The 25,882-nt window shown below is 71.6% G+C and carries 26 protein-coding genes; 13 read left to right on the top strand and 13 right to left on the bottom strand.

Annotated elements, in window-relative coordinates; genetic code table 11:
• Positions 1-73: 73 nt before the first annotated feature.
• From QWU11_RS21420 to QWU11_RS21440, 5 genes are all read right to left on the bottom strand, one after another.
• Positions 74-826 carry a sirohydrochlorin chelatase gene (locus QWU11_RS21420; RefSeq protein ID WP_290115869.1) on the bottom strand — a complete coding sequence of 251 codons (753 nt, stop codon included), beginning with the start codon at positions 824-826 and terminating at the stop codon, positions 74-76.
• Entirely contained in the window at positions 808-1,521 is a 714-nt protein-coding gene (locus QWU11_RS21425; protein ID WP_290115870.1) for a phosphoadenylyl-sulfate reductase, read from the bottom strand. Before QWU11_RS21425 ends, QWU11_RS21420 begins: the two co-directional genes overlap by 19 nt.
• Positions 1,518-1,712 (bottom strand): Insertion element protein, encoded by a 195-nt coding sequence (locus QWU11_RS21430; protein ID WP_290115871.1) that lies wholly within the window; start codon positions 1,710-1,712, stop codon positions 1,518-1,520. The genes QWU11_RS21425 and QWU11_RS21430 overlap by 4 nt, the downstream gene beginning before the upstream one ends.
• Positions 1,709-3,361, bottom strand: coding sequence for a nitrite/sulfite reductase (locus tag QWU11_RS21435; protein WP_290115872.1), 1,653 nt, complete (start codon positions 3,359-3,361; stop codon positions 1,709-1,711). Before QWU11_RS21435 ends, QWU11_RS21430 begins: the two co-directional genes overlap by 4 nt.
• 324 nt (positions 3,362-3,685) lie before the next feature.
• Positions 3,686-3,838, bottom strand: a complete 153-nt coding sequence (locus tag QWU11_RS21440) for a hypothetical protein (RefSeq protein ID WP_290115873.1) — start codon at positions 3,836-3,838, stop codon at positions 3,686-3,688.
• An 85-nt stretch (positions 3,839-3,923) separates the two neighbouring features.
• Here QWU11_RS21440 and QWU11_RS21445 point away from each other — a divergent pair, with 85 nt between their 5' ends.
• The 3 genes from QWU11_RS21445 (at position 3,924) to rsgA (ending at position 7,384) form a co-directional block, all read left to right on the top strand.
• Positions 3,924-4,700 (top strand): TIGR03084 family metal-binding protein, encoded by a 777-nt coding sequence (locus QWU11_RS21445; RefSeq protein WP_290115874.1) that lies wholly within the window; start codon positions 3,924-3,926, stop codon positions 4,698-4,700.
• Between the two features lie 185 nt (positions 4,701-4,885).
• A complete protein-coding gene (locus QWU11_RS21450) occupies positions 4,886-5,968 on the top strand; it encodes a YihY/virulence factor BrkB family protein (protein WP_290115875.1) in 1,083 nt (360 codons plus the stop codon).
• Positions 5,969-6,352: 384 nt separating this feature from the next.
• On the top strand, positions 6,353-7,384 hold the full coding sequence (gene rsgA, locus QWU11_RS21455; protein ID WP_290115876.1) for a ribosome small subunit-dependent GTPase A: 1,032 nt from the start codon (positions 6,353-6,355) through the stop codon (positions 7,382-7,384).
• 149 nt (positions 7,385-7,533) lie between these two features.
• Here the strand turns inward: rsgA and QWU11_RS21460 are convergent, their stop codons facing one another.
• Together QWU11_RS21460 and QWU11_RS21465 are read right to left on the bottom strand one after the other, a co-directional pair.
• Positions 7,534-7,959, bottom strand: coding sequence for a hypothetical protein (locus QWU11_RS21460; protein ID WP_290115877.1), 426 nt, complete (start codon positions 7,957-7,959; stop codon positions 7,534-7,536).
• 108 nt (positions 7,960-8,067) lie between these two features.
• Positions 8,068-8,733 (bottom strand): hypothetical protein, encoded by a 666-nt coding sequence (locus QWU11_RS21465; protein WP_290115878.1) that lies wholly within the window; start codon positions 8,731-8,733, stop codon positions 8,068-8,070.
• A 407-nt stretch (positions 8,734-9,140) separates the two neighbouring features.
• Between QWU11_RS21465 and QWU11_RS21470 the strand changes: the two genes are divergently transcribed.
• Positions 9,141-10,172: an alpha/beta hydrolase gene (locus tag QWU11_RS21470; protein ID WP_290115879.1), complete on the top strand. Its 1,032-nt coding sequence runs from the start codon at positions 9,141-9,143 to the stop codon at positions 10,170-10,172.
• On the opposite strand, the gene QWU11_RS21475 is transcribed toward QWU11_RS21470, so the two are convergent.
• Positions 10,147-11,322, bottom strand: coding sequence for a site-2 protease family protein (locus tag QWU11_RS21475; protein ID WP_290115880.1), 1,176 nt, complete (start codon positions 11,320-11,322; stop codon positions 10,147-10,149). The genes QWU11_RS21470 and QWU11_RS21475 overlap by 26 nt on opposite strands.
• A 409-nt stretch (positions 11,323-11,731) precedes the next feature.
• Between QWU11_RS21475 and QWU11_RS21480 the strand changes: the two genes are divergently transcribed.
• Entirely contained in the window at positions 11,732-12,379 is a 648-nt protein-coding gene (locus QWU11_RS21480; protein WP_290115881.1) for a phosphoribosyltransferase family protein, read from the top strand.
• A 151-nt stretch (positions 12,380-12,530) separates the two neighbouring features.
• Here QWU11_RS21480 and QWU11_RS21485 read toward each other — a convergent pair whose 3' ends face one another.
• Positions 12,531-12,827 carry a WhiB family transcriptional regulator gene (locus QWU11_RS21485; RefSeq protein WP_141959187.1) on the bottom strand — a complete coding sequence of 99 codons (297 nt, stop codon included), beginning with the start codon at positions 12,825-12,827 and terminating at the stop codon, positions 12,531-12,533.
• A 159-nt stretch (positions 12,828-12,986) separates the two neighbouring features.
• Entirely contained in the window at positions 12,987-13,871 is an 885-nt protein-coding gene (locus tag QWU11_RS21490; RefSeq protein WP_290115884.1) for a sucrase ferredoxin, read from the bottom strand.
• Positions 13,872-14,065: 194 nt separating this feature from the next.
• On the opposite strand from QWU11_RS21490, the gene QWU11_RS21495 reads away from it, so the two are divergent.
• The 5 genes from QWU11_RS21495 (at position 14,066) to QWU11_RS21515 (ending at position 20,334) form a co-directional block, all read left to right on the top strand.
• Positions 14,066-15,199 (top strand): EfeM/EfeO family lipoprotein, encoded by a 1,134-nt coding sequence (locus tag QWU11_RS21495; protein ID WP_290115886.1) that lies wholly within the window; start codon positions 14,066-14,068, stop codon positions 15,197-15,199.
• A gap of 40 nt (positions 15,200-15,239) precedes the next feature.
• A complete protein-coding gene (efeB, locus tag QWU11_RS21500) occupies positions 15,240-16,469 on the top strand; it encodes an iron uptake transporter deferrochelatase/peroxidase subunit (RefSeq protein ID WP_290115888.1) in 1,230 nt (409 codons plus the stop codon).
• 200 nt (positions 16,470-16,669) lie between these two features.
• Positions 16,670-18,286 carry an alkaline phosphatase family protein gene (locus tag QWU11_RS21505; RefSeq protein WP_290115889.1) on the top strand — a complete coding sequence of 539 codons (1,617 nt, stop codon included), beginning with the start codon at positions 16,670-16,672 and terminating at the stop codon, positions 18,284-18,286.
• Positions 18,287-18,415: 129 nt separating this feature from the next.
• Positions 18,416-20,026, top strand: coding sequence for an alkaline phosphatase family protein (locus QWU11_RS21510; RefSeq protein WP_290115890.1), 1,611 nt, complete (start codon positions 18,416-18,418; stop codon positions 20,024-20,026).
• Between the two features lie 86 nt (positions 20,027-20,112).
• On the top strand, positions 20,113-20,334 hold the full coding sequence (locus tag QWU11_RS21515) for a hypothetical protein (protein ID WP_290115891.1): 222 nt from the start codon (positions 20,113-20,115) through the stop codon (positions 20,332-20,334).
• A 185-nt stretch (positions 20,335-20,519) separates the two neighbouring features.
• Here QWU11_RS21515 and QWU11_RS21520 read toward each other — a convergent pair whose 3' ends face one another.
• The gene (locus QWU11_RS21520) at positions 20,520-20,984 is read right to left on the bottom strand and encodes a MarR family transcriptional regulator (protein WP_290115893.1); all 465 of its coding nucleotides are present in this window, start codon (positions 20,982-20,984) and stop codon (positions 20,520-20,522) included.
• A 91-nt stretch (positions 20,985-21,075) separates the two neighbouring features.
• Between QWU11_RS21520 and QWU11_RS21525 the strand changes: the two genes are divergently transcribed.
• Together QWU11_RS21525 and QWU11_RS21530 are read left to right on the top strand one after the other, a co-directional pair.
• Entirely contained in the window at positions 21,076-21,621 is a 546-nt protein-coding gene (locus QWU11_RS21525; RefSeq protein WP_290115894.1) for an amidohydrolase family protein, read from the top strand.
• Positions 21,570-22,130 (top strand): amidohydrolase family protein, encoded by a 561-nt coding sequence (locus QWU11_RS21530; RefSeq protein ID WP_290115901.1) that lies wholly within the window; start codon positions 21,570-21,572, stop codon positions 22,128-22,130. The genes QWU11_RS21525 and QWU11_RS21530 overlap by 52 nt, the downstream gene beginning before the upstream one ends.
• Before the next feature lie 3 nt (positions 22,131-22,133).
• On the opposite strand, the gene QWU11_RS21535 is transcribed toward QWU11_RS21530, so the two are convergent.
• Positions 22,134-23,669 carry a glycerol-3-phosphate dehydrogenase/oxidase gene (locus QWU11_RS21535; RefSeq protein ID WP_290115903.1) on the bottom strand — a complete coding sequence of 512 codons (1,536 nt, stop codon included), beginning with the start codon at positions 23,667-23,669 and terminating at the stop codon, positions 22,134-22,136.
• Positions 23,666-24,250, bottom strand: a complete 585-nt coding sequence (locus QWU11_RS21540; RefSeq protein ID WP_290115905.1) for a TetR/AcrR family transcriptional regulator — start codon at positions 24,248-24,250, stop codon at positions 23,666-23,668. Before QWU11_RS21540 ends, QWU11_RS21535 begins: the two co-directional genes overlap by 4 nt.
• Before the next feature lie 35 nt (positions 24,251-24,285).
• On the opposite strand from QWU11_RS21540, the gene QWU11_RS21545 reads away from it, so the two are divergent.
• A complete protein-coding gene (locus tag QWU11_RS21545) occupies positions 24,286-25,860 on the top strand; it encodes an FAD-binding oxidoreductase (protein WP_290115906.1) in 1,575 nt (524 codons plus the stop codon).
• The last annotated feature ends 22 nt before the right edge of the window (positions 25,861-25,882 follow it).

A 25,882-nucleotide genomic window follows, 5' to 3' on the forward strand; every position in this document is an offset into this window, starting at 1 on the left:
CACCGCCTCTGACCTGCAAGAAGATCGCCCGTGCGGCGTCCGAGTGGTGGAATCCCCGGCGGGTAAAGGGGTTTCAGCCGACCTGGGCTTGATCACCGAGCGTGATGATCTCGGTGTAACGCTCCGTGATGATCTCCGCCAGCTCGGGTGCGGCGCCCAGCGCCGGCGAGACGGCCACGGCGCCCGCCGCGAGCGACTCCTCGCGGACCTTGTCGGCGAAGTACCCCGGCGCGAGGAAGTAGGAGGCGACCGCGACCCTCGGCGCCCCGGCCGCGCGCAGCGCGCGTACGGCCTCGGCCGGGGTGGGCCGCGCCGCGGAGGCGTAGGCGGGGACGACGCGCCGCCAGCCGCGCCAGCGCCGCGCCATGGCGCTGATCGTCGCGTTCGCGGCGGGGTCGCTGGAGCCGGCCGCGGCCAGCACGACGGCGGTGTCCGGGTCGGGCGTCACGCCCGCCTCGGCCAGCCGGCGCTCCAGCGCCGCCGTCATCAGCGGGTGCGGGCCGAGCGTGGCGCCGTATCGCAGCCGCAGCCGGGGGTGCGCCCGGCGCGCGTCGGCGAGCGCGCCGGGGATGTCGGTCTTGCTGTGGTACGCCGCGGTGAGCAGGAGGGGGAGGACGACCGCGGACGTGATCTCCTCACCGGTGAGCGCGCCGAACGCCTGGGCGGGCGTCGGCGCGGCGTGGTCGAGGTAGGACGTCACGACCCGCAGCCCGGACCGGCGGCGTACGAGGTCGAGAAGGTCCTCGACCGTCGCCGCCGCGCGGGGGTCCCGGCTGCCGTGCGCCACCGCGACCAGCGGGACGCCGGTCAGATGTTGATGCCGCATTCGGACTTTCCAGTGCCGGCCCACCGCCCGCTGCGAGGGTCCTCGCCGGGCGCGACCCGCTGAGTGCACGGCTCGCAGCCGATCGAGGGGTACCCGTCGTACTGCAGCGGGTTCACGAGGATGCCGTTGTCCTCGATGTAGGTCAGGAGCTGCTCGTGGGTCCACCGGGCCAGCGGGTTGACCTTGACCTTTCCGCGAGCGGCGTTCCACTCCACGACCCGCGCGCCGCGCCGGTGTGAGGTCTCCTCACGCCGGATGCCGGTGATCCACGCGAGGTACGGCCCGAGTGCGCGGTTCAGCGGCTCGACCTTGCGCAGGTAGCAGCAGAGGTCCGGGTTACGGCCGTTGAGCCGGGGCCCCAGGTCGCGCTCCTGCTCGGCGACCGTACGCGAGGCCGTGACGTTCACGACGTTGATCGGGTAGACGGTCTCGACCGCGTCGCGCGTGCCGATGGTCTCGGCGAAGTGGTAGCCGGTGTCGACGAAGAGCACGTCGATGCCGGGCCGGATCTTGGCGGCGATGTCGACCAGCACGGCGTCCTTCATCGAGGACGTCACGCAGATGCGGTCGCCGAAGGTCGCGATGGCCCAGCGGATGATCTCCTCGGCCGGTGCCTCCTCAAGGGCGTCGGCGGCCGATTCGACGATGTCGGTGAGGTCGAGCGCGGCGGTCTCACGTTCGAAGACGAGGGTCATCTCGAGGACTCCTTCCGCGCGGCGGGAGGCGGGCCGGGATCGGCGGCCGCGCTCAGCGCGCCCATCCCGACGTACCGGAGCCGGAAGGCCCGGGTACAGGCGCGGCAGTGCCATCCGCCGTCGGTCTCGTACGGCTCAAGGTCCTCGTCCCCGCAGTACGGGCAGTAGAAGGGGACGGCTCGCTCGCTCACGTGAGGTCCTCCTGCTCGGCGCGCTGCACCCAGCCGGCGAAGGACTCATCGTCATTCTTCTGCTTCTGGAACCTCCGCAGCACCCGCTCGACATAGTCGGGCAGGTCGTCGGCGGTGGTCTTCAACCCGCGGACCTTCTTGCCGAAGGCGCCGCCGATCGAGCCGCCGAGGTGGATCTGGAAGCCCTCCACCTGGTTGCCGTCGGCGTCCGTGACGAGCTGGCCCTTCAGCCCGATGTCGGCGACCTGGATGCGCGCGCAGGAGTTCGGGCAGCCGTTGATGTTGATCGTCAGCGGCTCCTCGAAGTCCGGGAGGCGCTCCTCCAGCTCGGCGATCAGGTCCATGCCGCGCTGCTTGGTCTCGACGATCGCCAGCTTGCAGTATTCGATGCCGGTGCAGGCCATCGTCTGCCGCCGGAACGTCGAGGGCCGTACGCGCAGGTCGTTGGCCTCCAGCTCGGCGGCGAGGGCCTCGGTACGGTCCTGCGGGACGTCGAGGATGACCATCTTCTGCTCGGTGGTGGTGCGGACGCGGCCCGAACCGTACTCCTCGGCCAGGTCGGCGATCACGTGCAGCAGGTCGCCGTTGACCCGGCCGACCTTGGGCGCGAACCCGACGTAGTAGTTGCCGTCACGCTGCGGCCGGATGCCGACGTGGTCGCGGCGGGCGCCCGCGGGCGCGCCGGGCTCCGGGCCGTCGGCCAGGGTGTAGCCGAGGTAGTCCTTCTCCAGCACCTCGCGGAAGCGCTCGGGTCCCCAGTCGTTCATCAGGAACTTGATGCGGGCGCGGTGCCGCAGCCGCCGGTAGCCGTAGTCGCGGAAGATCCCGGCGACCCCGGCCCACACCTCGTGGGCCTGGTCCGGCCGGACGAACGCCCCGAGCCGCTTGGCGAACATCGGGTTGGTGGACAGCCCTCCGCCGACCCAGATGTCGTAGCCCGCCTCGCCCGCGTCGTTCACGACGCCGACGAACGCGATGTCGTTGATCTCGTGGACCGTGCACTGCGCCGTGCAGCCGGACAGAGCCGACTTGAACTTGCGCGGCAGGTTGGAGAACTCCGGGCTGCCGATGTAGCGCTCGTTGATGTCGTTGATCTGCGGTGTGGCGTCGATCACTTCGTCGGCGTCGATCCCGGCGAGCGGGCAGCCGAGGATGACACGTGGGGTGTCGCCGCAGGCCTCGGTCGTGGACAGCCCGACCGCCTCGAGGGTCTCCCAGATCGCCGGCACCGACTCGATCTCGATCCAGTGCAGCTGGATGTTCTGCCGGTCGGTGAGGTCGGCGGTGCCGCGCGCGTACTTGGTGGACACGTCGGCGATCGCGCGGAGCTGGTCCGGGTCGAGCTGGCCGCCGTCGATGCGGACGCGCAGCATGAAGTAGCGGTCGTCCAGGTCCTCGTCCTCGAGGATCGCGGTCTTGCCGCCGTCGATGCCGGGACGACGCTGCGTGTACAGGCCGTACCAGCGGAAACGGCCCCGGAGGTCTGCGGGGTCGATCGAGTCGAAGCCGGCCTTGGAGTAGACGTCGACGATCCGATCACGGACGTTCAGCCCGTCATCGTTCTTCTTGTTCTCTTCGTTCTTGTTGAGCGGTTCGCGATAGCCGAGGGCCCACTGACCCTCGCCTCGCCTCCGCTGACGGGGTGGCATTTTGCGCGTCCTCCGTTGTGGATGGGGACGTGCGGCACGCCGGCAGATCGCACTGCTGGCTCAACGCTGAGCGATGGAACTGACACCGACATACCGCGCGCCCATGAGGCAGTGGCGGTTGATCAGTGTCAACGACAGATGGCGCTGCCCACACGGAGAAAGTCAACGTGCCGGCGCATTACCAGCAACGGATTCGCAGCAGCCATACACCGATGATGACACGTCGTTCGATGGGTGTCCAACCTTGTCCGGTATGCGGACTTCTGTCCCGCCAGTCGGCGTTCGACCAGGCTAGCGGCGTCTTGCCGTGGATCGGCGGGCGGGTCAGCCCTGCCGGAGCCAGTTGACCTTCGGCTCGGGTTCTTCTCGCGCGCCCTCCGGCGGGTCCTCGCACTCGGGCGGTCTGTGCTGGCAGTCGCACCACGTGCCGCCGCGGCAGTCGCCGTGCCGGCGGTCCCGGCAGGCCTCGCAGATCATGTCCTCATTGTCCCCCTATGCGTCGTTCGTGAGCCGAAAGTTTTACCTCGAAGCGCACCGAATACCGTTCTGTACGCTGTCTGCTGTGGCTGTGGCGATGGATGTACTGATCAGCGACCTGCGTGACGAGACCGCCGACCTCGAACGGTTCCTCGACCCGGGTGTCTGGGACGCGCCGACCCCGGCGGAGGGCTGGACCGTACGGGACCAGATCGTCCACCTGGCCTGGTTCGACGACGCGGCGGTACGCGCCGTGACCACCCCGGAGGAGTTCCGCGAGGAGGTGCGGAGCACGCGGGGCGTGGACCCGGACGCGCTCGTGGAGAGCCGGCGGTCCATCCCGGGGGAGGAGGCCGGAGCGTGGTTCCACGGGGCGCGCCGCCGGCTGGCCGAGGTCCTGGCCGCCGCCGACCCGAAGGTCCGCGTCCCCTGGTACGGCCCCGACATGGGCATGGTGTCCTTCACCACGGCGCGGCTCATGGAGACGTGGGCGCACGGCCAGGACGTCGTCGACGGGCTGAGTGCGGTGCGCGAGCCGACCGCGCGGCTGAGGCACGTGGCCGAGATCGGCGTACGGGCGCGGCCGTGGAGTTTCACGGTGCACGGTCGCCCGGTGCCGGAGGAGCCCGTACGGGTCGAGCTGAGCCTGCCGGGCGGTGAGCGGTGGGCCGCCGGGCCGGAGGACGCGGCCGACGTCGTACGCGGTCCGGCGCTGGATTTCTGCCTGGTCGTGACGCAGCGGCGGCATCCGGCGGACGTGAACCTGGCGGTGTCGGGCCCAGTGGCGAGAGAATGGATCGGGATCGCCCAGGCCTTCGCGGGCCCGCCCGGCGTCGGACGCCGGCCCGGTCAGTTCGCCTGACCGGCGCGGCGACGGAAGAAGGTTGGTATATGGGCGGAACTCGCGCGGAGTGTCTCCGGCGCACCGTTACGTCGGGAAACGGACTGCCGAGAATCCTCCCGATCTTCGTCACGGCCGGTAGGCAACGAGCCACGAAGTGGTCGTTGCTGCACGTACCGGACGTGTCGCGGCTACGGTAGTCGCTCGTGACCACCCTCTCCGATGCTTCGGCGGGCGTCGCCGAGGTGTCGGCCCGCGCGCGGTTCCGTGCCGCCCTCTGGCAGGTCGTCCGCGGCACGAGCCTGTCGGCGTTCCGCTACCGGGTGACCGGGCTGGCCGCCGAGGCGGCCTTCTTCACGCTGCTGTCGCTGCCGCCGCTGGTCCTGGGCCTGATCGGCACGCTCGGGCACTTCCGCTCGATGCTCGGCGCCGACACGGTGGCCGACATCCGCACGTGGGTGATCGAGAAGGCGCAGACGGTCCTCACGCAGCAGTCGGTGGACACCGTCGTGAAGCCGCTGCTGGACGACGTGCTCCGGGGTGGCCGGGTGGAGCTCGTCTCGCTGAGCTTCCTGGTCTCCCTGTGGGCCGGCTCCCGGGCGCTGAACGTCTACGTGGACACGATCACGATCGCGTACGGCCTGTCGGGCGTCCGCGGAGTGGTCCGCACCCGGCTGCGCGCGTTCTTTCTCTACGTCGGGGGACTCGGCGTAGGCCTGGTCATCATCCCGGTGCTGGTCGCCGGCCCGACGCTGGTCCTCCACTGGCTGCCCGAGGGCGCCCGGGTGCTGCACCTGCTCTACTGGCCGGTGCTGATCGTCGTCTCGGTGGTCTTCCTCGCGCTCCTTTATTACTTGAGCGTCCCGGTCCGTACGGCGTGGTGGCGCGGCGTACCCGGCGGCGGGGTGGCCCTCGCCATCTGGGCGCTGGGCAGCCTCATCCTGCGGCTGTACCTCGACGGCTCCGCTTCGGGCGTGACGGTGTACGGCTCACTGGGCGCCGCGATCGCGGTCCTGGCCTGGCTGTACGTGACGGCGCTCGCGGTCCTGATCGGCGCCGCGTTGAACGCCGAGATCGACAAGCTGTGGCCGGGCGAATACACCGCCCGCGCCCGCGCCGAGGCCGCGGAGGCCCAGGCCAAGGCGGCGGAGAAACACCTCCACGCGGCGGCCGAACGCGCCGAGGCGGCGGAGGCCGCCGCCTCGGAGGAGCGGGAAGAGGAATCGTCCGAGGCCGAGCCCGCCGCCGAGGACGAGGACGAGACCGAAGCCGAGACCCGCAGCGCGTAGCCCCGTCCCACCGACGGCCCAGGGAACGTCTTCACGTTCTGACCGCCCGTCCTGCCGCCCTCCCCACCAGCGCTTCGCACAAGGACCCTTCTGCCACGCGTACCCCGCCTGCCACGCCTGCGGGGTCCGGCCCACGTGCTCTGGCCTGCCTACCCTCTGCCTGCCTCGGCTGCCGTACACGGCGGGCGTGGGGACGGGAAAACCGGTTGCCGGGGCGCGGGGGGCCGAGCTTATGATCGGCCCGTCGCGAGACTCGTCGCGGCCGGAGGAGCACTGGAAGGGGTGAGCCGAGCATGGCCGTCTTCGTCTTCGCCCTGCCCTCGTCCCTGTTCCTCCGGGTGCCCGCCTGAGCCGCGCGGCATCCGCACCTGAAGGGTGCTCGCGTTGTCTTCTCCATCTCTTTCCTCCCTCGGCTGGGACGACTCCTGGGCCGAGGCGTTCGCGCCGTACGACGGAATGGTCCCGGGCCGGGTGGCCCGCGTCGACCGGGGGCGCTGCGACGTCCTCACCCGGCACGGAGAGGTCCAGGCCGCCTGGCGCGGCGACCCGCCCTGCGCCGGCGACTGGGTGGCGCTTCGCGGCGGCCGGGTCGGGGCGATCCTGCCCCGTCGTACCTCCTTCGTCCGCGGTGGCGTCGCGCGACAGTCGCGGGGAGGGCTGTCCGGCGACTCCCAGAGCCAGGTACTCGCCGCCAACGTCGACGTGGCCTTCATCGTCGAGCCCGCCGTCCCCGACGCCAGCCAAGGCCGGATCGAGCGGCTGCTCGCCCTGGCCTGGCAGAGCGGCGCGACGCCGTACGTCGTCATCACCAAGGCGGACCTCGCCAACGACCTGCCCTACCTGATCGAGGCGGTCAAGGCGGCGGCACCCGGCGTCGACGTTCACGCCGTCTCCGCCATGACCGGGGACGGCCTCGACGCCGTACGCGCGCTGGCGACGGGCACCTCGGTCCTGCTCGGGCCGTCCGGAGCGGGCAAGTCCACGCTGGTCAACGCGCTCGCGGGGCAGCAGGTCATGCGCACGCAGGAGATCCGCGCCTCCGACGGCCGCGGCCGGCACACGACGACGCATCGCGAGCTCGTGGCCGTACCGGGCGGACTGATCATAGACACACCCGGCGTACGGCGGGTCGGCCTGTACGACGTGGACGAGGGCCTGGCCCAGGCGTTCTCCGACGTCGAGGACCTGGCCGCGGAGTGCCGGTTCTCCGACTGCGCCCACGAGACCGAACCGGGCTGCGCCGTCCTGCTGGCGGTCGAGTCCGGCGACCTTCCGGAACGCCGCCTGACAGGCTGGCGCAGACTACGCCGCGAGGCCGAGTGGATCGCCTCCAGGACCGACGCGCGACTACGGTCCGAACGCCTGCGCGAACGCAAACTCATCCACCGCCAGGCCCGCCGCGACCGCTCCCATTGAGCAAACGGCCCGCTCAGCCGCCCTACGCCCCGCACCGGTCCGCCCGGCGATCCCCGCAGGGGCCAATGTCGTCGCGAGACCCGCCGCGCCGAGCGGCAGGGGCCGAGGGCGGGGTGCGTGGCGGGTTGAGCAGGCCGGGCCCGGGCCGGTCAGGCGTTCGGGGAGCGGCGGAGCGCCGGGCCGGTGGGGAACGGCAACGGCGGCCCGCGCCGGTCGGTGCGGCTTTCTCTCAGGCGGCCCGCGAGAGAGTCGTCTCCCGGCAGGCCGTCGGCCCTGTTCCGCGGGGCGGGTACGCCGGCGCGGGCGATCGGGGACCAGCGGGCCAGGAGGTCCATCGCGTCCGGCAGGGTCTCGGCGAAAACGTGTTCCACGACGTCCCCGGCGTTGCCCTCCAGCTGGAGCAGGAACTGCAGCGGAGGCGCCTCGCGGGAGTACAGCGCCAGCGACACCGGTACCGGCGGCAGGTCGCCCACCCCGATCTGGCACCACGCCTCGAAGCCCAGGCCGGCCATCGCCGCGCGTACGTCGCCGCCGTACGGGTCGCAGGCCGCCATCACCGGGTCCTCGCGTTCCACCCATTCGCCGTTGACCAGGCACCATGCGCGAACGGGATCCGTGGTGATCACAGTTCACGGTAGGCCGGGCCGCCCGCTCTCGGCGGGAGCGCCACGCGAAAGCGCCGATCAGCGGGGTGCCATGCTCCATTCGAGGCGGATGCGGGAGCGTTCGGGGCATCTTGGCAGTTCCTGGCAGGAGAAGTCGTGCCAGTGCGCGTCATCCTGACGGGAGACCCGTCCGTCCACGGCGCGGAGCCGCCCGGCCAGGTCGCCCACGGGCCCATCGATGTGCATGACCAGCCGCGTCGGCGGCCGGGGGTCGGCGGTGACGACCACGTGGGTGTCGCACAGGTGCTCGCCGGGCACCAGCGTGAGCGTGCGGTGCACCAGCCGGGCCACCTGCTGCCACGCGGGCCGCTCGATGACGCGCTCCATCCCGTGGCCGAGGGTGAGGACGGGGCAGCCGCGGCCCGGCTCGCAGGCCCGCTCGACCGCTTCCACGATCAGGGAACGCAGGCCGGGGTGCGTCGCCGAGCCCTCTGGGTGCAGGTCGAAGACCGCGCCGCGGAAGTCCCGGATCGCGCCGTCCAGCCCGCCGATGGCCTTGTGGATCTTCTCGACCGTCACGTCGCCGGCGATGTTCGCCTCGATGTAGGTGAGCGCGGCGTGCAGGTCGAGCCCGACCGCGAACAGCCGGTGCACCAGGACGTCGGCCAGCCCCTGTGTGATCCCGCCGCGTTCGGCCACCCCACCTGATCGCGGGCCGTCGCCGAGCCCTCTCCGTGTGGCCAATCCGTCCCCCTCTGTCCGCAGCGCCGAGCTGCCCGATCGATGGGGGATCAATAACGAAGGGGGCTTATGTGAACCTATTCGGCTCGATACCCATCAATCCAGTTCGTCGCACATGCGGCATACACTGAAAATGCCTAACTTGCGAAGTATGCGCATCGGTAGCCGTCACACGTGAAGAAGATCTACCGGCGCTGTGGCCGGCGTGAGCTCCCTGCCACACGCTTCAGGACCTTCGCCTCTTGATGAGGGTGGTCTCTGTGGCGCACGGTGTAACCGAGAGGAAGGGGGGTTCGGCCGCACGTTGGGAACGGGCCGGGGCACTCCGAACCTCGGCCGGAAGACTCAATGGTGAGTGTGACGGTGGCGGCCTGCCTGAGGCAGAGCGGCATCGCCCGGCGGAGGTGGTCATGTCGTTCTCGAGCCTCGCCAGTACGCTGGCGCATCAGAGCGGGCGCCTGCTACCCCTGTCCGGCGTCGCCCACGAAGCGCACGAGGACCTCCCGGCGTCCCGGCCGATGACCGTCACCGCCGACGACGGCGTCGAACTGCACGTCGAGGTGCAGGACGCCCCCGGCACCTCCCTGACCGTCGTCTTCTGCCACGGCTATCTGCTGAACTCCGCGAGCTGGGACGTCCAGCGGACCATGCTGGCCGGCCGGGCGCGCGTCGTCTTGTGGGACCACCGCGGCCACGGCCGGTCCGGCTGGGGCACCCCGCCGAACGCCACCATCGACCAGGTGGGCCGCGACCTGTTCGCGGTCATCCGGGCGGCCGCGCCCCGCGGGCGCATCGTCCTGGTCGGCCACTCGATGGGCGGCATGGCCGTCCTCGCGCTCGCGCAGTCGCATCCGGAGATGTTCGGCGGCCGGATCGCCGGCGCCGTGCTCTGCTCCACCTCCGCAGGCGGCCTGTCCTCGATCACCGCCGGCCTGCCCGCGATCACCGCGCGGTTCGTCCACCGCCTGGTGCCGGCCACCCTCACCCGGCTGGGCCGGCACGCGCGCATCGTCGACGGCGCACGCCGGTCGGCGGGCGGCGCGACGTACCTCATCACCTGGCCCTACCTGTACGGCTCGCGGGTGTCGCGCCCGGTGGCCCGGCTCACCACGCAACTGATGGCCTCCGTGCCCATCCAGGTGATCGCGGAGTTCTACGCCGAGCTCGTACGGTACGACCTGCACGCCGTCCTGCCGGCGCTCGGCCGGATCCCGGTGCTGGTCATGGTCGGCGACCGCGATCTCATCACGCCCATCGCGCACGCCGAGGCGCTCGTGGTGGCCATCCCGTGCGCCGAGCTGGTGCGGGTTCCGGGCGCCGGGCACCTGCTGGTCCTCGAACGCCCGCGCGAGGTCGGCGAGCAGGTCCTGAAGCTGCTCACCCGCCTGACGCCGCCCAAGCTCGCCGAGCCGTCCGTCAACGGGAAGCCCCACCGGCCGTAGGACGCCGCGGCTCGGCCAGTGGCGGCCCGCCCGCGCGCAGCATGCTCTGCTGCACCAGCCGGTCGACGTCCTCGGTGGTGACCATGCCGACCACCCGGCCGTCCGCGACCACGACCGCGAGCAGCGCGTTCGCCAGCGGCGCCCGGCCGACCAGCGAGGAGACCGGGTCGTCCGGACCGGCCGTGTAGTCCGGAGGGAGGGCGACGGCCACCGAGTCGACGCGTTCCGCGGCCCGTGTGGCCGGTACGCGGGACAGGCGGGCGAGGGTGACGACGCCGCACGGCCGCCCGTCGAACCCGGTCACCGGGAACACGGACCGCCGGGAGTGCGCCGCGACCGACGCGATGAACTCGCCGACCGGGCGCCAGGCGGCGGCGCACTCGGGCTCGGGCACCATCAGCTCCCGTATGTGCACGTCCGAGGCGGCCTCCCGTACGGCCCGCGCCTTGGCCTCCGCGCCGGCCGCCCACACGAGGAACCAGCCGATGAGCATCAGCCACAGCCCGCCCGACTGCCCGAGGAAGATGAGCTGGGCGACGCCCGCCCCGGCCAGGCCCGCGCCCATGATCTGGCCCGCGCCGGTCGCGACGCGGTCGCCGCGGGACCGGTCGCCGGACCGCATCCACACCAGCGCCCGCAGGATCCGGCCGCCGTCGAGCGGGGCGCCGGGCAGCAGGTTGAAGACGGCCAGGAACGCGTTGGTCGCCCCGGTCCAGGCCAGCGCGGCCACGACCGTGGCCGGCGCGCCGAACAGCGCGGAGGCCTCCGCGCAGGCGAACAGCACCACGCCGATGGCCAGGCTCGTCACCGGCCCGGCCGCGGAGATGGCCAGGTCCGCGCGGGCGTTCGACGGCTCGCCGTCGAGCTGGGCCACGCCGCCCAGCATCCACAGCGTGATCGAGCGCACCCCGAGGCCCTTCCGGCGCGCGACGGCGGCGTGCGCGCCCTCGTGGGCCAGCAGCGAGGCGAGGAAGAGCACGGCGGTCGGGATCGCGATGGCCCAGTAAACGCTCGCGGACCGGCCGGCGTCGGCGCGCGGCAGCACGTTCCCGGCGACGATGTCGGTGATCAGCACGAGGATCACGAGTACCGACCAGTTGACCCCCACCGGGATGCCCGCGACACGGCCCAGCCGGAGACTCTGCTTCATCGCCGCCTCCTCGACATGGGTTCCGCCTTCACTCTGGTGGCCGCGGGCCGGCACGGAGTACGTCCATTGGTCCCCGCTCACCGGGCGAAGGTCAGCGCGCCGGCCCGGCCCGCCGAAGGTCCCGCGACGACGGGACCTTCGGCCCTGGCCTGCGGCAGGAACGGTGCGAGGCTGAAATCAGGCCTGCGAGACGAGCGAGGGAGCCGGAACGCACGGCGAGCTCGATCAACCTGTTCCGGGTAATACCGGTGCGGGGAAATCGCCTCGCAGGTCTTCGTCGCCTGATCGAGAGTCCGCCCGGGGATCGCACCCGTCGCCAGGTGTCCCCGGACGGCTCCCAGGCAGGACCTGTTCGGAGACGCCGCCGGTGGGTAGGTGCATCGTCAACCGGCTTTTCGAGGTGGTCACCGTGGGTTCGAGCGGTCATGGCGTACGTCTGCCGTTCACCGACCGGGCCGAGGCCGGGCGTGTGCTCGCCGGGCGGGTGGCGGCCCTGGGACTCATCGATCCGCTCGTGCTGGCGCTTCCGCGCGGCGGGGTGCCCGTGGCGGACGAGGTCGCGCGGCGCCTGCAGGTGCCGTTCGACGTGCTGGTGACCCGCAAGATCGGCTGCCCGGGCCAGCCCGAGCTCGGCGTCGGAGCGATCGCCGAGGGCGGCGAACCGGTCTTCGACGCGGAGCTGCTGCGGCGGCTCGCCCTGACCGAACGCGACCTGCACCCCACCACCCGCCGCGAGCGGGCCGAGCTGGCCCGCCGCGTCGCCGCCTATCGCGGCGACCGCGCGCTTCCGGCGATCAAGGGTCGTGACGTCGTCGTGGTCGACGACGGACTGGCGACCGGAGGCACCGCACGCGCGGCGCTGGCCGCGGTGCGAGCCGAGGGCGCCTCACGCGTCGTGCTCGCCGTGCCCGTGGGCGCGGCGCAGACCGTTCTGGAGCTTTCCGGTGACGCCGACGACGTGGTCGTGCTCGCCGCACCGGCGGTGTTCCGCGCGGTGGGGCAGTGGTACCAGCACTTCGAGCAGCTCTCCGACGCCGACGTCCTCGCCCTCCTGTGAGGAGGGTCGCATCCACGGATCCGGCCGTGACGGCCGGATCCGTGACCTCATGGGTGGTCCTTCAGAAGGACAAGAGCCGGGCCCGTACACCTGACGGTCCGGCTCTATGGAAACGGCCCCGCGACTGCGGGGCCGCATGCTGCGCAGCCGCTCAGGCGGCGTTGGCGCGACGCATGCGGCGACGGCGCTCGGAGGCACGCTCGTCTTCGTTCAGGCCGCCCCACGTGCCGTACTTCTCCGGCCGGGACACGGCGTAGTCAAGGCATTCTCCTCGCACGGGGCAGCGCATGCAGACCGACTTGGCCTTGCGCTCGCGGATCTCCCGCTCCGGCTGACGTTCACCGTCCGGGCCGAAGAACAGGATGAGGTCCTCCCCCCGGCACTCGGCAGCGTCCTGCCAGCCCCAGCTGGGACGGGGGAGGTTTGCCTGCCGACGTACCTGAGCCATAGAACTACCACCTCGTAGCTTGCTGGTGAGCAGAAAATTTCGGTCACGGACGCCGCAACGGTGAGTACGCGCCAAAAACTTGCAACGTCGTGAAGCGCCGTGATGTTCCCCGGAGAACCGCCGAGTCTCTCGGAAACGGCGTACAGGGCCTCGGAGAGATTACACGAGGGCCGTCTCGTTGAGAAGAGTCAGGTCCCGTTCAATATAGGTTCCGATGTTCTCGCCGCATCCGGGACCACAGGCGCCCAAGGACTCCTGCGTCACCCGAACTCGGTATCGCGCCTGGCGGGCGCGCACGATCGCGGTGTCACCGACCATGGATTCGACCGTGACCTCCTCGACGTCGAGCACCCCGCTGCGGGAGCGTACGAAATGCTCGGCCGCCTGAACCGGCTCCGGCAAGCCGACCCGGCCGCGATAGCCCGCCAGAACGACTCGTCCGCGACGGTACTCCTCCGCGGCCGTCATCGCCCGCTGTTCGTCGAGGTCGCCGTAGTAAAGACCGTGCGGCAGGCAGACGAGGTTCGCGGCGTACCGGTCGCCGCCCACGTGAGTGGTCTCCCACACGTCGCCGAACCGCTCGTGAAGGAAACGCGCCAGCGGTGCCCCGAACCGCGCGCAGCACGCGTTGTGCTTGCCGTGCGTGCACACGAGCAGGACCGGGCCGGTGACCGGGACGCCGAAGTTCGGGCGCCGTCCGGCCGCCACGGAAGCGAGGTCGAGGCCGGCCAGTTCGTCGGTGTCCTCGATCTCGCGGCCCTCCAGCCACGCGCCCGGCCCGGAGAAGCCGGTGTACACCCGTAGGGGAGGGGTGGCCCGCCGCCGGCGCGGGGCGCGGATGAGCTGCGGCCGTACGCCGTGCCGCCGGGCGCGGGCGATCGCGTCGGCGATGGGCTCGGGCAGCACCATCGCGTCGATCTCCTCGTCCCACGGGCCGGGATGCTCGATGAGCAGCCACCCGCGCGAACCCGCGGTCGCGCTGGCCAGGCACGGACGCCGCCCCGTGTGACACCCGGAGCAGTGCGTGCAGCTCTTGTCCGGCAACGATCCCCCCTCATCAGAGAATTAGGTAAGACTAACCTAACCAATAGTCGCCGTACGGGAAATCAAGGGACCCTGGTGAACGCGCCATGAACAGCAGGCTCAGAGTTGTACGAAGGCGTCGACACCGGCGGGATGGCACGTTCTAGAGTGTCCTGGTCCCCCTCAGGTCGAAACCGGTCCAAAACGGGAGCCTCATGCGCGCGCCGTTCCTGATCATCGGTGCGGCGTTGCTGCTGGCCGCCGCGGGTGACGCGCGCCCGAAGACCGCCGGCGCGTCGCTGCCGGCCGCCATCGAGGCGTCCGTCACGGGCTGCGGCACCGGCTGGAGCCACCCCCACGCGGGCACGCAGGTCCTGTCACTGCGCAACGACGGCGCGACCGCCGCCGACGTGATGCTGATCGATCCCGCGACGGGCGCGGTGTTCGCCGAGTTCGAGGGGATGGGCCCGGGCGTCACACGCCAGGCGCGGCTCGCCCTCGGCGGCGGCACCTACGTCTTCCGCTGCGGCGACGACGGCGGCGGCGACCCGGTGACCGGGCCGCCGACACGGATCAGCGGCCCGCCCGGCGGCAGCGCGGGGGTCGTACCCGTGACCAGCGAGGACCTGTACGCGCCCGCGAAGTCCTACACCACGTACGTCTCCGCGGGCCTCGACCGCCTCATCGCCAGGACCAAGACGCTGCGGAAGGCCGTCGACGGCGGCGACCTGGACGCCGCGCGGTCCGCCTGGACCCCGGCGCACGTGTCCTACGAGCGGCTCGGGGCGGCGTACGGCACGTTCGGCGACTTCGACGGCGCCATCAACGGCGGGCCCGCCGGCCTGCCCAAGGGCGTGCACGACCCTGACTTCACCGGTTTCCACCGCCTGGAGTACGGCCTGTGGCACGGGCAGTCCGCCTCTTCCCTGCGCCCGGTGGCGGACCGGCTCGACCACGACGTCCACGCGCTCAAGGACGACTTCCCCAAGGAGCGCATGGACCCCGCCGACCTGCCGCTGCGAGCCCACGAGATCTTGGAGAACACCCTGCAGTTCCAGCTCACCGGCCATGCCGACCAGGGCAGCGGCACCACGCTGAAGACGGCCGCCGCCAACATCGAGGGCACCCGTGAGGTCCTGGGCGTGCTCCGCCCGGTCATCCGCCCGCGCTACGCACGGCTCCCCGAGATCGACACGTGGCTGGACCGGATGGACGGCCTGCTCAAGGGCCGTTCGTCGGTCGAGAAGCTGTCCACCACCGAGCGCGAGGGCCTGAACGGCGCCGCCGGGCAGCTCCTGGAGCTCCTCGCGCCGGTCGCCACCATCGGCGAGCCGAGGCGGACCTCATGAGCGAACGAGTCGGCAAGCGCGGTGCCCCGAAAGAGGCCTCATGAGCGAGCGAAGTGAGCACGGCGGAGATCGCCGGTCGTTCCTGCGCGGCGCGCTGGTGGCCGGGGTCGCCGGTTCGCTGGCCGGCGCCTCCGCGAGCTCGGCCGGCGGGGCGCCCGTGGCGAGCACGCCCGCGCCCGCGCCGCCCTTCCACGGCGCGCACCAGGCGGGCGTCCTGGACGCGCCGCGGCAGCGGACCATCGCCGTCTCCCTCGACGCCGTCGCGGCGAACCGCAGTGAGCTGACCGAGTTCTTCCGTACGCTCACCGACCGGGCGCGCGCGCTGACCGCCGGGGTCGCCCCGGCCGGCAGCGGCATCAGCGCGCCGCCGTCCGACTCCGGCGTGCTGGGGCCCGGCATGCCCGCCGGCGGCCTGACGGTCACGGTCGGCGTCGGCGCGTCCCTGTTCGATGACCGGTACGGACTGGCGAGCCGCAAGCCGGCCGGCCTGCGGCCGATGCGGACGTTCCCGAACGACGACCTCGACCCGGCCTGGTGCCACGGGGACCTCAGCCTGCAGCTGTCGGCCGACGACGACGACACGGTCGTGCACGCGCTGCGCGACATCGCCCGGCACACGCGCGGCGCGGCGCAGATCCGCTGGCGGATGAACGGCTTCACCAGCCCGCCCCGGCCGAGCGGCACACCCCGCAACCTCATGGGCTTCAAGGACGGCATCGCCAACCCGGACATCACGAGCGCCGCGGACATGGACCGCCTGGTCTGGGCGGCACGCTCCGAGCCCGCCTGGGCGGCCGGCGGCTCGTACGTCGTGATCCGGCTGATCCGCATGCTCGTGGAGTTCTGGGACCGGGTGGGGATCAACGAGCAGGAGCAGATGTTCGGCCGCAACCGCGACACGGGCGCGCCGCTCGACGGCGCGCACGAGCTCGACGAGCCCAAGTACGCCCAGGACCCGATCGGCAAGGTCATCCCGCTGACGAGCCACATCCGGGTGGCCAACCCGCGGACCCCGCAGACCCAGGACAGCCGGATCCTGCGCCGCAGCTTCAACTACGACCGCGGCGTGGACGAGGTCGGCGACCTCGACATGGGCCTCCTCTTCACCTGTTTCCAGCAGGACCTGAAGCGCCAGTTCGAGGCCGTCCAGACGCGGCTGGCGGACGAGCCGCTCGTGGACTACATCACGCCCTTCGGCGGCGGCTACTTCTTCGCGCTGCCCGGCGTACGCGACTCGAAGGATTTTCTGGGCCGGGCACTGCTCGCCTAGGTGGACGGCGGGTGAACAACGGCGCCGTGAAAGCCGGGTAAAGATCCTTTAATCCCACATGGGGCCTTGTTCACCCGTACGTCATCTCCCATCACCGGGCTCGTCGTCCCGGTTCGATGTGATCCCCGCTGGACCGACGTGGCCCCCCGGGATCTTGCACCTTCAGGACCCGGAGCTTCATATCCCTGCAGGAGGCAAAGATGGGTCCCGGTAAGTGGAAGAGACGGAGACCGGTGGTGATCGCCGCCTCGCTGGTGGCCGCCGGGTCGCTGGCCCTGGCGGCCTGCGGGACCGGCGGAGGCGGGGCGACGTCCCTCACCGCGGCGGAGTCTCCCGTCCGCACGACAACCCCGATCAAGCACATAGTGGTGCTGTTCGACGAGAACATCTCCTTCGACCACTACTTCGGCACGTACCCCAAGGCCGCGAACACCGACGGGACGAAGTTCACCGCCAAGCGGCACACGCCCAAGGCGAACGGGCTGAGCAAGAAGCTGCTCACCAAGAACCCGAATGAGTACAACCCCACCCGCCTCACCCACGACGAGGCGCTGACCTGCGACCAGGACCACGGCTACGGCCACGAGGAGAAGGCCGTCGACGCGGGCAAGGTCGACAAGTTCGTGGAGAACACCGGTCACGACACCTGCACGGGCATGCCGCCCCTGTTCGGTGAGCCGGGCCTGGTCATGGACTACTACGACGGCAACACCGTCACGGGTCTGTGGAACTACGCGCAGAACTACGCGATGAGCGACAACTCCTGGGACACGGTCTTCGGCCCGTCCACCCCGGGCGCGCTCGACCTGGTCTCCGGCCAGACGCACGGCGGCTACGCCGTCGACCCGGTGACGCACGCGAAGGTCAGCGACTCCTACGTCGTGTCCTCCCCGGACGCCAAGGGCGTCGGCACGGTCATCAACGACCCGGACCCGGCCTACGACGACTGCTCGGACAACAACCACACGTCCAAGAACAACCTGGCCGTGATGACGGGCAAGAACATCGGCGACCTGCTCAACAAGAAGAAGGTCACCTGGGGCTGGTTCCAGGGCGGCTTCAAGCCGACCGGGTCGGCGAACGGCTACGCGGTCTGCGGCGCCTCGCACGCCAACGTCGGCGGCGTCTCGGCGGTGGACTACAGCCCGCACCACTCGCCGTTCCAGTACTACCAGTCGACCTCCAACCCCAAGCACCTGCCGCCGTCCTCGGTCGCCGCGATCGGCCACACCGACCAGGCCAACCACAACTACGACCTGACCGACTTCGACAAGGCGCTCAAGGCGGGCGACCTGCCGGCCGTGAGCTTCCTGAAGGCGGCGGAGTACCAGGACGGCCACGCGGCCTACTCCGACCCGCTGGATGAGCAGCAGTTCGTCGTGAACACCATCAACAAGCTGCAGAAGTCCCCGGACTGGAAGTCCACCGCGGTCGTCGTCGCCTACGACGACTCCGACGGGTGGTACGACCACGTCGCGCCGAAGATCACCAACGGCTCCTCCGACGCGGCGGCCGACGACTCCGCGCTGTGCGGCAAGGCCAAGGCGGCCGGTGGCTACCAGGACCGCTGCGGCCCGAGCCAGCGGCTGCCGCTGCTGGTCATCTCGCCGTACTCCAAGGTCAACTACGTCGACCACCACTACACCGAGCAGGCCTCGATCACGAAGTTCGTCGAGGAGAACTGGGGCGTCGGCCAGATCGGCGACGCGTCGTTCGACGCCCGTGCGGGCGACCTGGACCACATGTTCGACTTCCGCCGCCCGAAGGCGGGGTCGCTCTTCCTCAACCCGAAGACCGGCGCCCGCCAGTACGGCTGAGCGAACGCCATCGGGGCGCCTCCGTCCGGCTTCGGCCGGGCGGGGGCGCCTTTCTTATTCCACAGGCTGTTTACGCGGGGGTCGACTTCCGGCAACATGATCGTCGCTTCGTATTCACCTGGAGGCGCGATGGGTCCCCGCAAGTGGAAGAGACGGCGCACTACGGCGATGGCGGCCTCGGTCGTGGCGGCCGGGTCGCTCACCCTGGCGAGCTGCGGGAGCGGGGGGACGGGAGCGACCGCGCTCACCGCCGCCGACTCGCCGGTCCGCACGGCGACGCCGATCCAGCACGTCGTGGTGCTGTTCGACGAGAACATCTCCTTCGACCACTACTTCGGCACGTACCCGAAGGCGGCGAACACCGACGGGACGAAGTTCAAGGCCAAGCGGCACACGCCGCGCGTGAACGGGCTGACCAAGAAGCTGCTCACGGACAACCCGAACCAGTACGACCCTGTACGGCTGACCCACGAGCAGGCGCTGACCTGCGACCAGGACCACACGTACGGGAAGGAGCAACTGGCCGTCAACGGCGGCAAGATGGACAAGTTCGTCGAGAACACCGAGAAGGACACGTGCACCGGCCAGCCGATCCTGTTCGGTGAGCCCGGCCTGGTCATGGACTACTACGACGGCAACACCGTCACGGGCCTGTGGAACTACGCCCAGAACTACGCGATGAGCGACAACAACTGGGACACGGTCTTCGGCCCGTCCACTCCGGGCGCGATCGACCTCATCTCGGGCAACACCCACGGCATCTACGCCGTCGACCCCGTCACGCACGAGAAGGTCACCGACCCCGCCGTCGTCCAGTCCCCGGACGCGAACGGCGTCGGCACGATGATCAACGACCCGGATCCGGCGTACGACGACTGCTCGGACAACAACCACACGTCCAAGAACAACCTGGGCGTGATGACCGGTAAGAACATCGGCGACCTGCTGAACGCCCGCAGGGTCACCTGGGGCTGGTTCGAGGGCGGCTTCAAGCCGACCGGCTCGGCGAACGGGTACGCCGTCTGCGGCGCGACCCACCCGAACGTCGGTGGCATCGCGACCCCGGACTACAGCCCGCACCACGAGCCGTTCCAGTACTACGAGTCGACGGCCAACCCCAAGCACCTGCCGCCGTCCTCGGTCGCCGCGATCGGCCGTACGGACCAGGCCAACCACAACTACGACCTGACCGACTTCGACGCGTCGCTCAAGGCGGGCAGCATGCCCGCGGTGAGCTTCCTGAAGGCGCCGATGAGCCAGGACGGCCACGCCGGCTACTCCGACCCGCTGGACGAGCAGCAGTTCCTGGTCAGCACGATCAACAAGATCCAGCAGTCGCCCGAGTGGCGGTCCACCGCGGTCTTCATCGCCTACGACGACTCCGACGGCTGGTACGACCACGTCCCGCCGAAGGTCACCAACGGCTCGTCGGACGCCGCGCAGGACACGCCGCTCTGCACCAAGGTGCACGCGGCCGGCGGCTACCAGGACCGCTGCGGCCCGAGCCAGCGGCTGCCGCTGCTGGCGATCTCCCCGTACTCCAAGGTGAACCACGTCGACCACGCGTACGCCGAGCAGACCTCGGTGCTGCGGTTCATCGAGGACAACTGGCGGGCGGGCCGCATCGGCGACACGTCCATGGACACCCGCGCGGGCGGAGTCGGCGGGCTGCTCGACTTCCACCGCCCGAAGGCACGTCAACTGATCCTCGACCCGAAGACCGGGGCGCCCGCGTCCTGACCCTCCGTACGTGACGATGGCCCCGCCCGTTCGGCGGGTTCTGATGATCCCCGCAACGCCTTGATCTTCAGGGAGTTGCGGGGATCATGGATTTTGAGGTCCTGAAGGCGAGGTTCTTCGAGGCACCGGATCGGGAGAACGGCGGTATCTCGGGGGCTGCTCGGGCGGTCGCGGTGAATGGTGCCACGGCGTACGGGTGCCACCAGCTGCCGCTGGCGATTCTCGGCGCGGCCGAGCACGACGGCCGCCGCCGTGCGATCGCCCGGGAGCTGCTGACCGCCCTGACCGGCGGCTCCGCCCGTACCTGAGAACTGACGCCGCTGCGCCACGACGCCCGCACCGCCGTCCCCGTCGCGGCCGCGGCACTGGCGACCCTCGTCCACCCGGGCGCGTGGCGGCACTTCACCTCCGGCAGCGTCGAGGCCTACTCCCTCACCCCCGCCGCCTGGCACCAGATCACGCAGGCGGCTCGGCGAAGCGAGAGCCCTGCGGGCTAGGCGTCGCCGTCGGGTGGTTCGGTGCGGCCGACCATCTGCTCGCTCCAGGCGCGGATGGCCTCGGTCTGCTCGGGCGTCAGCGGATCCAGGAAAAGGCGGCGGATGTTGCGGGCGTGCCCGCGGATGGCCTCCTCCGCGGCGTGGTGTCCCTTCGCGGTCAGGCCGATGCCCGTACGGCGGCCGCTGGCCCCGCTCTCGGTCCGTTCGACGAATCCGCGGTTCTCCATGCGGGTCAGCTGGTGTGAGACGCGGCTCTTCTCCCAGGCGAGCGACTCGGCGAGGTCACCGACGCGCATCTGCCGGCCGGGGGCGTCCCGCAGCGTCACGAGCACGCTGAACTCGGCCTTCGAGATGCCGTGGTCGCGCTGCAGGCCGCGGTCGACCTCCTGGGCGAGCACGCGCTGCGCCCGCATCCAGACGTCCCAGAGCTCCCATTCCTCGGGTGTCAACGCAGGCGCCATGCCGGGGATCCTATCGCCGGACCGCGAAGTTGATCCGTCAACTCCTGATGTGTAGAGTTGATGGATCAACTTAGGAAGGGACTGGTCAGCCGTGAGGACTCTGGTACGCGGCGGCACGGTGATCAGCGTTGACCCGGAGATCGCCGACCTGCCGCGCGGTGACGTGCTGATCGAGGACGGCCGGATCGGCGCGGTCGCGGAACGGATCGACGCGCCCGGCGCGGAGGTGCTCGACGCGGCGGGAACGCTGGTACTGCCCGGCTTGGTCGACACCCACCGGCACACCTGGCAGGCGGTGTTCCGCGGGATCGGGGCGGACTGGACGTTCGCCCAGTACCGCGACGCGATGCACGGCACCGTGCGCCCGCGGTACCGGCCGGAGGACGTGCACGTCGGGACGCTGCTCGGCCGGATCGAGGCCCTCCACTCGGGCGTCACCACGCTGCTGGACTGGTGTCACTGCACCGACACCATCGAACACGGCGACGCGGCGCTCGACGCCCTCCGCGAGGCACCCGGGCGGAGCGTCTTCTGTTACGGCGCGGGCATCGGCACCCCCGACGCCTGGACGACGACGAGCTCACGATGCTGGCCGACGCGGGCTGTTCGGTGTCGATCAGCCCCGACGTGGAGCTGAAGATGGGATTCGGCTGGCCGGAGACGGGACGCATGCTCGCCGCGGGCATCCGGCCGACCCTGTCCATCGACGACTGTCCGACGGCCGGCGGCGACATGTTCTCGACCATGCGCACGACGCTGAGCGTGCAACGCGGCCTGGACACCGCGCAGGGCAGGTCTCCCGCACTGACGAGCCGTGACGTGCTGGAGTTCGCGACCATCGACGGCGCCCGCGCCCTGGGCCTCGGCGACCGGATCGGCAGCATCACGCCGGGCAAGCAGGCCGACCTGGTGCTGCTGCGCGCCGACGACCTGACGCTGTTCCCCGCCAACCACCCGGTGGGCGCGCTCGTGTCCGCCGCGCACCCGGGCCTCGTGGACACCGTGCTCGTCGCCGGAAGGGTCGTCAAACGCGGCGGAGCCCTGGTCGGCGTCGACCTCGACCACCTGCGAGAACGCGCTCTGAGCTCCCGGGCCCGCATCGCCACGGACGCCGGTGTCGCCCTCGACGGAACCTGGATCCCGTGAGCGTCAGAGGGTGGAGGCGGCCGGGGCGAGGGCCCGGTGGGCGGCGGGGAGGGCGGCTTCGCGGTCTTCGGGGATCAGGCCGACGCGGGTGCGGCGGTCGAGCAGGTCGCCCTCGTCCAGGGCGCCCTCGTGGCGTACCGCCCAGGCCAGTTCTGCGCCGATCGTGGCCGAGCCCGGTGCCACCGGTTCCAGCAGCGCCGGGTCACCCGCCGCCAAGGCCAGCACCTCGCGCGCCTCCGCGCCGTACCGGCGGACGAGGTGCGCCGGCGCGACCAGCCGGGCCAGCTCCTGCACGGGGCCCGCGCCCACGAGCGGCAGCCGTGACGTGCGGCACCGGCCCGCCGTCAGCCCCCGGCCCTCGACCACCGCGTCGACCGCGTCCTGGGCCATGCGCCGGTAGGTCGTCAGCTTCCCGCCCACGATCGTCACCACACCGTTCGGCGCCGTGAGCACCGCGTGCCGCCGCGACAGGTCGGCCGTGGCGCCCCCCGCCCCGTCCAGCAGCGGCCGCAGCCCCGCGTACGCCCCGGCCACGTCCGTGCGGCGTACGGGCACGTCGAGGGCGGAGTCCAGCAGGTCCAGGAGGAAGCCGATCTCGGCCTCCGACGGCTCGGGCACGTCCGGGATCGGGCCGTCGGCGGGCTCATCGGTCAGCCCGACGTAGATCCGGCCGTCCTCCTGCGGCAGCACGAGCGCGAAGTGGCCCGGCGAGCCGGGGACCGGCAGGTGCAGCCCGCTCGACAGCCCGGCGAGGCTGGAGGCGCGCAGGACGAGGTGCGTGCCGCGCGAGGGCCGCAGCCGTACGCCCTCGGCGAGGCCGCCCGCCCACACCCCGGTCGCGTTGACCACCGCGCGGGCCCGGATGGAGAAGGAGGCCCCCGTCAGCTCGTCGCGCACCTCCGCCCCGTCGCCGGTCAGCGCCAGCGCGCGGCAGCGGGTCAGGACGCGCGCCCCGTGCGCCGCCGCCGTACGCGCGATCGCGGTCACCAGGCGCGCGTCGTCCACGAGCTGGCCGTCCCAGGACAGCAGCCCGCCCCGCAGCCCGTACGAGCGCAGCGCGGGCGCCAGCCGCAGGGTCTCCACCGCGGTGAGGCGGCGCGGGCGGGGCAGCGCCGCCCGGTGGGTGCGCGCGGACATCCGCAGCATGTCGCCGGCCCGGATCCCGGCCCGCGCGAGCGCCACGCCCGAGCCGGTGACCTGGTCGTTCAGCGGCAATATGAACGGCAGTGCCCGTACGAGGTGCGGCGCGGTGTGCTCCATGAGGACACCGCGCTCGACCGCGCTCTCGTACGCGATGCCGAACTGCCCGGACGCGAGGTAGCGCAGCCCGCCGTGGATCAGCTTGGAGCTCCACCGGGACGTGCCGAAGGCGAGGTCGTGGGCGTCGATCGCGGCCACGGACAGGCCGCGCGTCGCGGCGTCCAGGGCGACGCCGGCGCCGGTCGCGCCGAGCCCGACCACCAGGACGTCGACCGAGGTTCCGCTGGAAAGGTCGGCCAGCTCGCGGGCGCGCCGCGCGGCGTTGAGGGAGGAGTTCATGGGGCGAGGTACCTCTCGAGAATCTGCCGCAGCTCGTCGTCGAACGCGGCCGCCGACAGTGCCGGGCCGTCGCCGGTCATGATGTGGCCGGACATGGCGAAGGACTGGAGGACGAGCAGCACCGCGCGGGCCTGCCGTGCCGGATGGCCCGCGCGTACGCTGCTGTCGCGGTGGCCGGCCCGGAGGGTGGCCTCGAAGGCGCGCAGCATGGCGTCCTGGCTCGTACCCCGCCGTTCGAGCATGTAGGGGAGCAGGACCTCGGGATCGACCTCAAGGATCTTGTGGAAGAGCGGGTGCGCACGGAGCGCGGCGACCCCGGCGACCAGCGCGGACACGGCCTGGGGTCGTACGGACGAGCCGTCGGAGGGCGGGACGACGCGGGAGACGACCTCGGCCCACTCGCGCGTCATCAGGTCGGCGACCAGCGTCTGCACGTCGGGCCACCGCCGGTAGATGGTCATCCGGGATACTCCGGCGCGGCGTGCCACGTCGGTCAGCGTCGTACGCCGGACGCCGACCGCGAGCACGCAGTCGCGCGTCGCGTCGAGGACCGCATCCTTCTTGTGACGAATCGACGCCATATGTCACAGTGTAACTGGGTCAGGAGGGGGTAGCCATGCCGATCGTGGACATGTTGTGGAGTGGCTGGGGTGATCCGGAGCGCGCCGAGCGCCTGCCGGAGTCGGTGACCGGGCTGCTGCGCGAGCTGCTCGGCGTGCACGACGAGCCGGCCCAGCCGGTGAAGCTCGCCGAGATCGAGCCGCCCGCCGCCCGGCCGGTTCCGCTCGCCGACATCGTGGGCGAGGAGAACGTGCGCACCGACGACGAGACGCGCGTCCGGCACACCCGCGGCAAGTCGACGGCCGACCTGCTGCGCATCCGGGCCGGCGACGTGCGCACCGCGCCCGACGCGGTCGTGCTGCCCGGCTCCCACGACGAGGTCGCCGCGGTCCTGGCCCGGTGCGCGGAGAACCGGATCGCCGTCGTGCCGTTCGGCGGAGGCACCTCGGTCGTCGGCGGGCTCACCCCGGAGGCGGGCGCCTTCGCCGGGGTGGTCGCGCTCGACCTGCGCCGCCTCGACCGGCTCGTCGGCGTCGACACGGTCTCCCGTACGGCCACACTGCAGCCGGGTCTGCGGGCGCCGCGCGCCGAGGAGCTGCTGAACGAGCAGGGGTACACCCTCGGCCACTTCCCGCAGTCCTTCGAGTGGGCGAGCATCGGCGGGTTCGCCGCCGCCCGGTCCTCAGGGCAGGCGTCGGCCGGGTACGGCCGGTTCGACGAGATGGTCCTCGCCCTCACCCTGGCCACGCCGAGCGGCACCATCGAGGCCGGCCGCTCGCCGCGGTCGGCGGCAGGGCCGGACCTGCGCCAGCTCGTCCTCGGCTCCGAGGGCGCGTTCGGCGTGATCACCGAGGTGACCGTACGGATCCGCCCGCTGCCGGAGACGCAGGCGTACGAGGGCTGGCTGTTCCGGTCGCTGTCCGAGGGCGTCACGGCCCTGCGCGCGCTCGCCCAGGACGGCCCGCTGCCCACCGTGCTGCGGCTGTCCGACGAGACCGAGACCATGATCGGGCTGGCCCGTCCCGAGGAGCTCGGCCAAAGCGGCGGGACGGGCGGCTGCCTCGCGGTCTGCGGCTACGACGGCACGGCCGCCGAGGTCGCCGAGCGGCGCGCCAGGGTCCGCACCCGGCTGGAGTCGCTCGGCGGGGAGTACCAGGGGGAGGAGCCGGGGGAGAGCTGGGCGCGGGGCCGGTTCGCCGCGCCGTACCTTCGCGACGCCCTGCTCGACGCCGGCGTGCTCGCCGAGACGCTGGAGACGGCCGCATTCTGGTCGAACCTGTCCCGCCTGTACGACGCGGTACGGCTCACGCTCTCCCGCGAGCTGTCCTCGTCGGTGGTCATGTGCCACGTGTCCCACGTCTATCCGGCGGGCGCCTCGCTGTACTTCACCGTCGTCACCGCCCAGGGCGAGGAACCCCTGGAGAGCTGGGGCCGCGCGAAGACGGCGGTCGGCGACGCGATCGTCGAGGCGGGCGGCACCATCACCCACCACCACGGCGTCGGCGTCGACCACCGCGACCAGTACGCCCGCGAGGCCGGCCCGCTCGGCGTCGCCGCCCTGCGCGCGGTCAAGGACCGCCTCGACCCCGCGGGCGTCATGAATCCGGGCATCCTGATTCCCCCGGCGTAGAGCCGGACCCCGTACGATCCCG

The sequence above is a fragment of the Actinomadura sp. DC4 genome (assembly GCF_030406325.1).
Lineage (GTDB): Bacteria > Actinomycetota > Actinomycetes > Streptosporangiales > Streptosporangiaceae > Actinoallomurus.

Excerpts from the sequence above, each read along its gene's own strand:
- QWU11_RS21470 (WP_290115879.1), top strand. The coding sequence starts at position 9,141 with ATGTCGTTCTCGAGCCTCGCCAGTACGCTGGCGCATCAGAGCGGGCGC.
- QWU11_RS21425 (WP_290115870.1), bottom strand. The coding sequence starts at position 1,521 with ATGACCCTCGTCTTCGAACGTGAGACCGCCGCGCTCGACCTCACCGAC.
- QWU11_RS21535 (WP_290115903.1), bottom strand. The coding sequence starts at position 23,669 with ATGAACTCCTCCCTCAACGCCGCGCGGCGCGCCCGCGAGCTGGCCGAC.
- QWU11_RS21440 (WP_290115873.1), bottom strand. The coding sequence starts at position 3,838 with ATGATCTGCGAGGCCTGCCGGGACCGCCGGCACGGCGACTGCCGCGGC.
- QWU11_RS21515 (WP_290115891.1), top strand. The coding sequence starts at position 20,113 with ATGGATTTTGAGGTCCTGAAGGCGAGGTTCTTCGAGGCACCGGATCGG.
- QWU11_RS21420 (WP_290115869.1), bottom strand. The coding sequence starts at position 826 with ATGCGGCATCAACATCTGACCGGCGTCCCGCTGGTCGCGGTGGCGCAC.
- QWU11_RS21475 (WP_290115880.1), bottom strand. The coding sequence starts at position 11,322 with ATGAAGCAGAGTCTCCGGCTGGGCCGTGTCGCGGGCATCCCGGTGGGG.
- QWU11_RS21530 (WP_290115901.1), top strand. The coding sequence starts at position 21,570 with ATGCTGGCCGACGCGGGCTGTTCGGTGTCGATCAGCCCCGACGTGGAG.
- QWU11_RS21435 (WP_290115872.1), bottom strand. The coding sequence starts at position 3,361 with ATGCCACCCCGTCAGCGGAGGCGAGGCGAGGGTCAGTGGGCCCTCGGC.
- efeB (WP_290115888.1), top strand. The coding sequence starts at position 15,240 with ATGAGCGAGCGAAGTGAGCACGGCGGAGATCGCCGGTCGTTCCTGCGC.
- QWU11_RS21495 (WP_290115886.1), top strand. The coding sequence starts at position 14,066 with ATGCGCGCGCCGTTCCTGATCATCGGTGCGGCGTTGCTGCTGGCCGCC.
- QWU11_RS21510 (WP_290115890.1), top strand. The coding sequence starts at position 18,416 with ATGGGTCCCCGCAAGTGGAAGAGACGGCGCACTACGGCGATGGCGGCC.
- QWU11_RS21545 (WP_290115906.1), top strand. The coding sequence starts at position 24,286 with ATGCCGATCGTGGACATGTTGTGGAGTGGCTGGGGTGATCCGGAGCGC.
- QWU11_RS21520 (WP_290115893.1), bottom strand. The coding sequence starts at position 20,984 with ATGGCGCCTGCGTTGACACCCGAGGAATGGGAGCTCTGGGACGTCTGG.
- QWU11_RS21540 (WP_290115905.1), bottom strand. The coding sequence starts at position 24,250 with ATGGCGTCGATTCGTCACAAGAAGGATGCGGTCCTCGACGCGACGCGC.
- QWU11_RS21505 (WP_290115889.1), top strand. The coding sequence starts at position 16,670 with ATGGGTCCCGGTAAGTGGAAGAGACGGAGACCGGTGGTGATCGCCGCC.
- QWU11_RS21485 (WP_141959187.1), bottom strand. The coding sequence starts at position 12,827 with ATGGCTCAGGTACGTCGGCAGGCAAACCTCCCCCGTCCCAGCTGGGGC.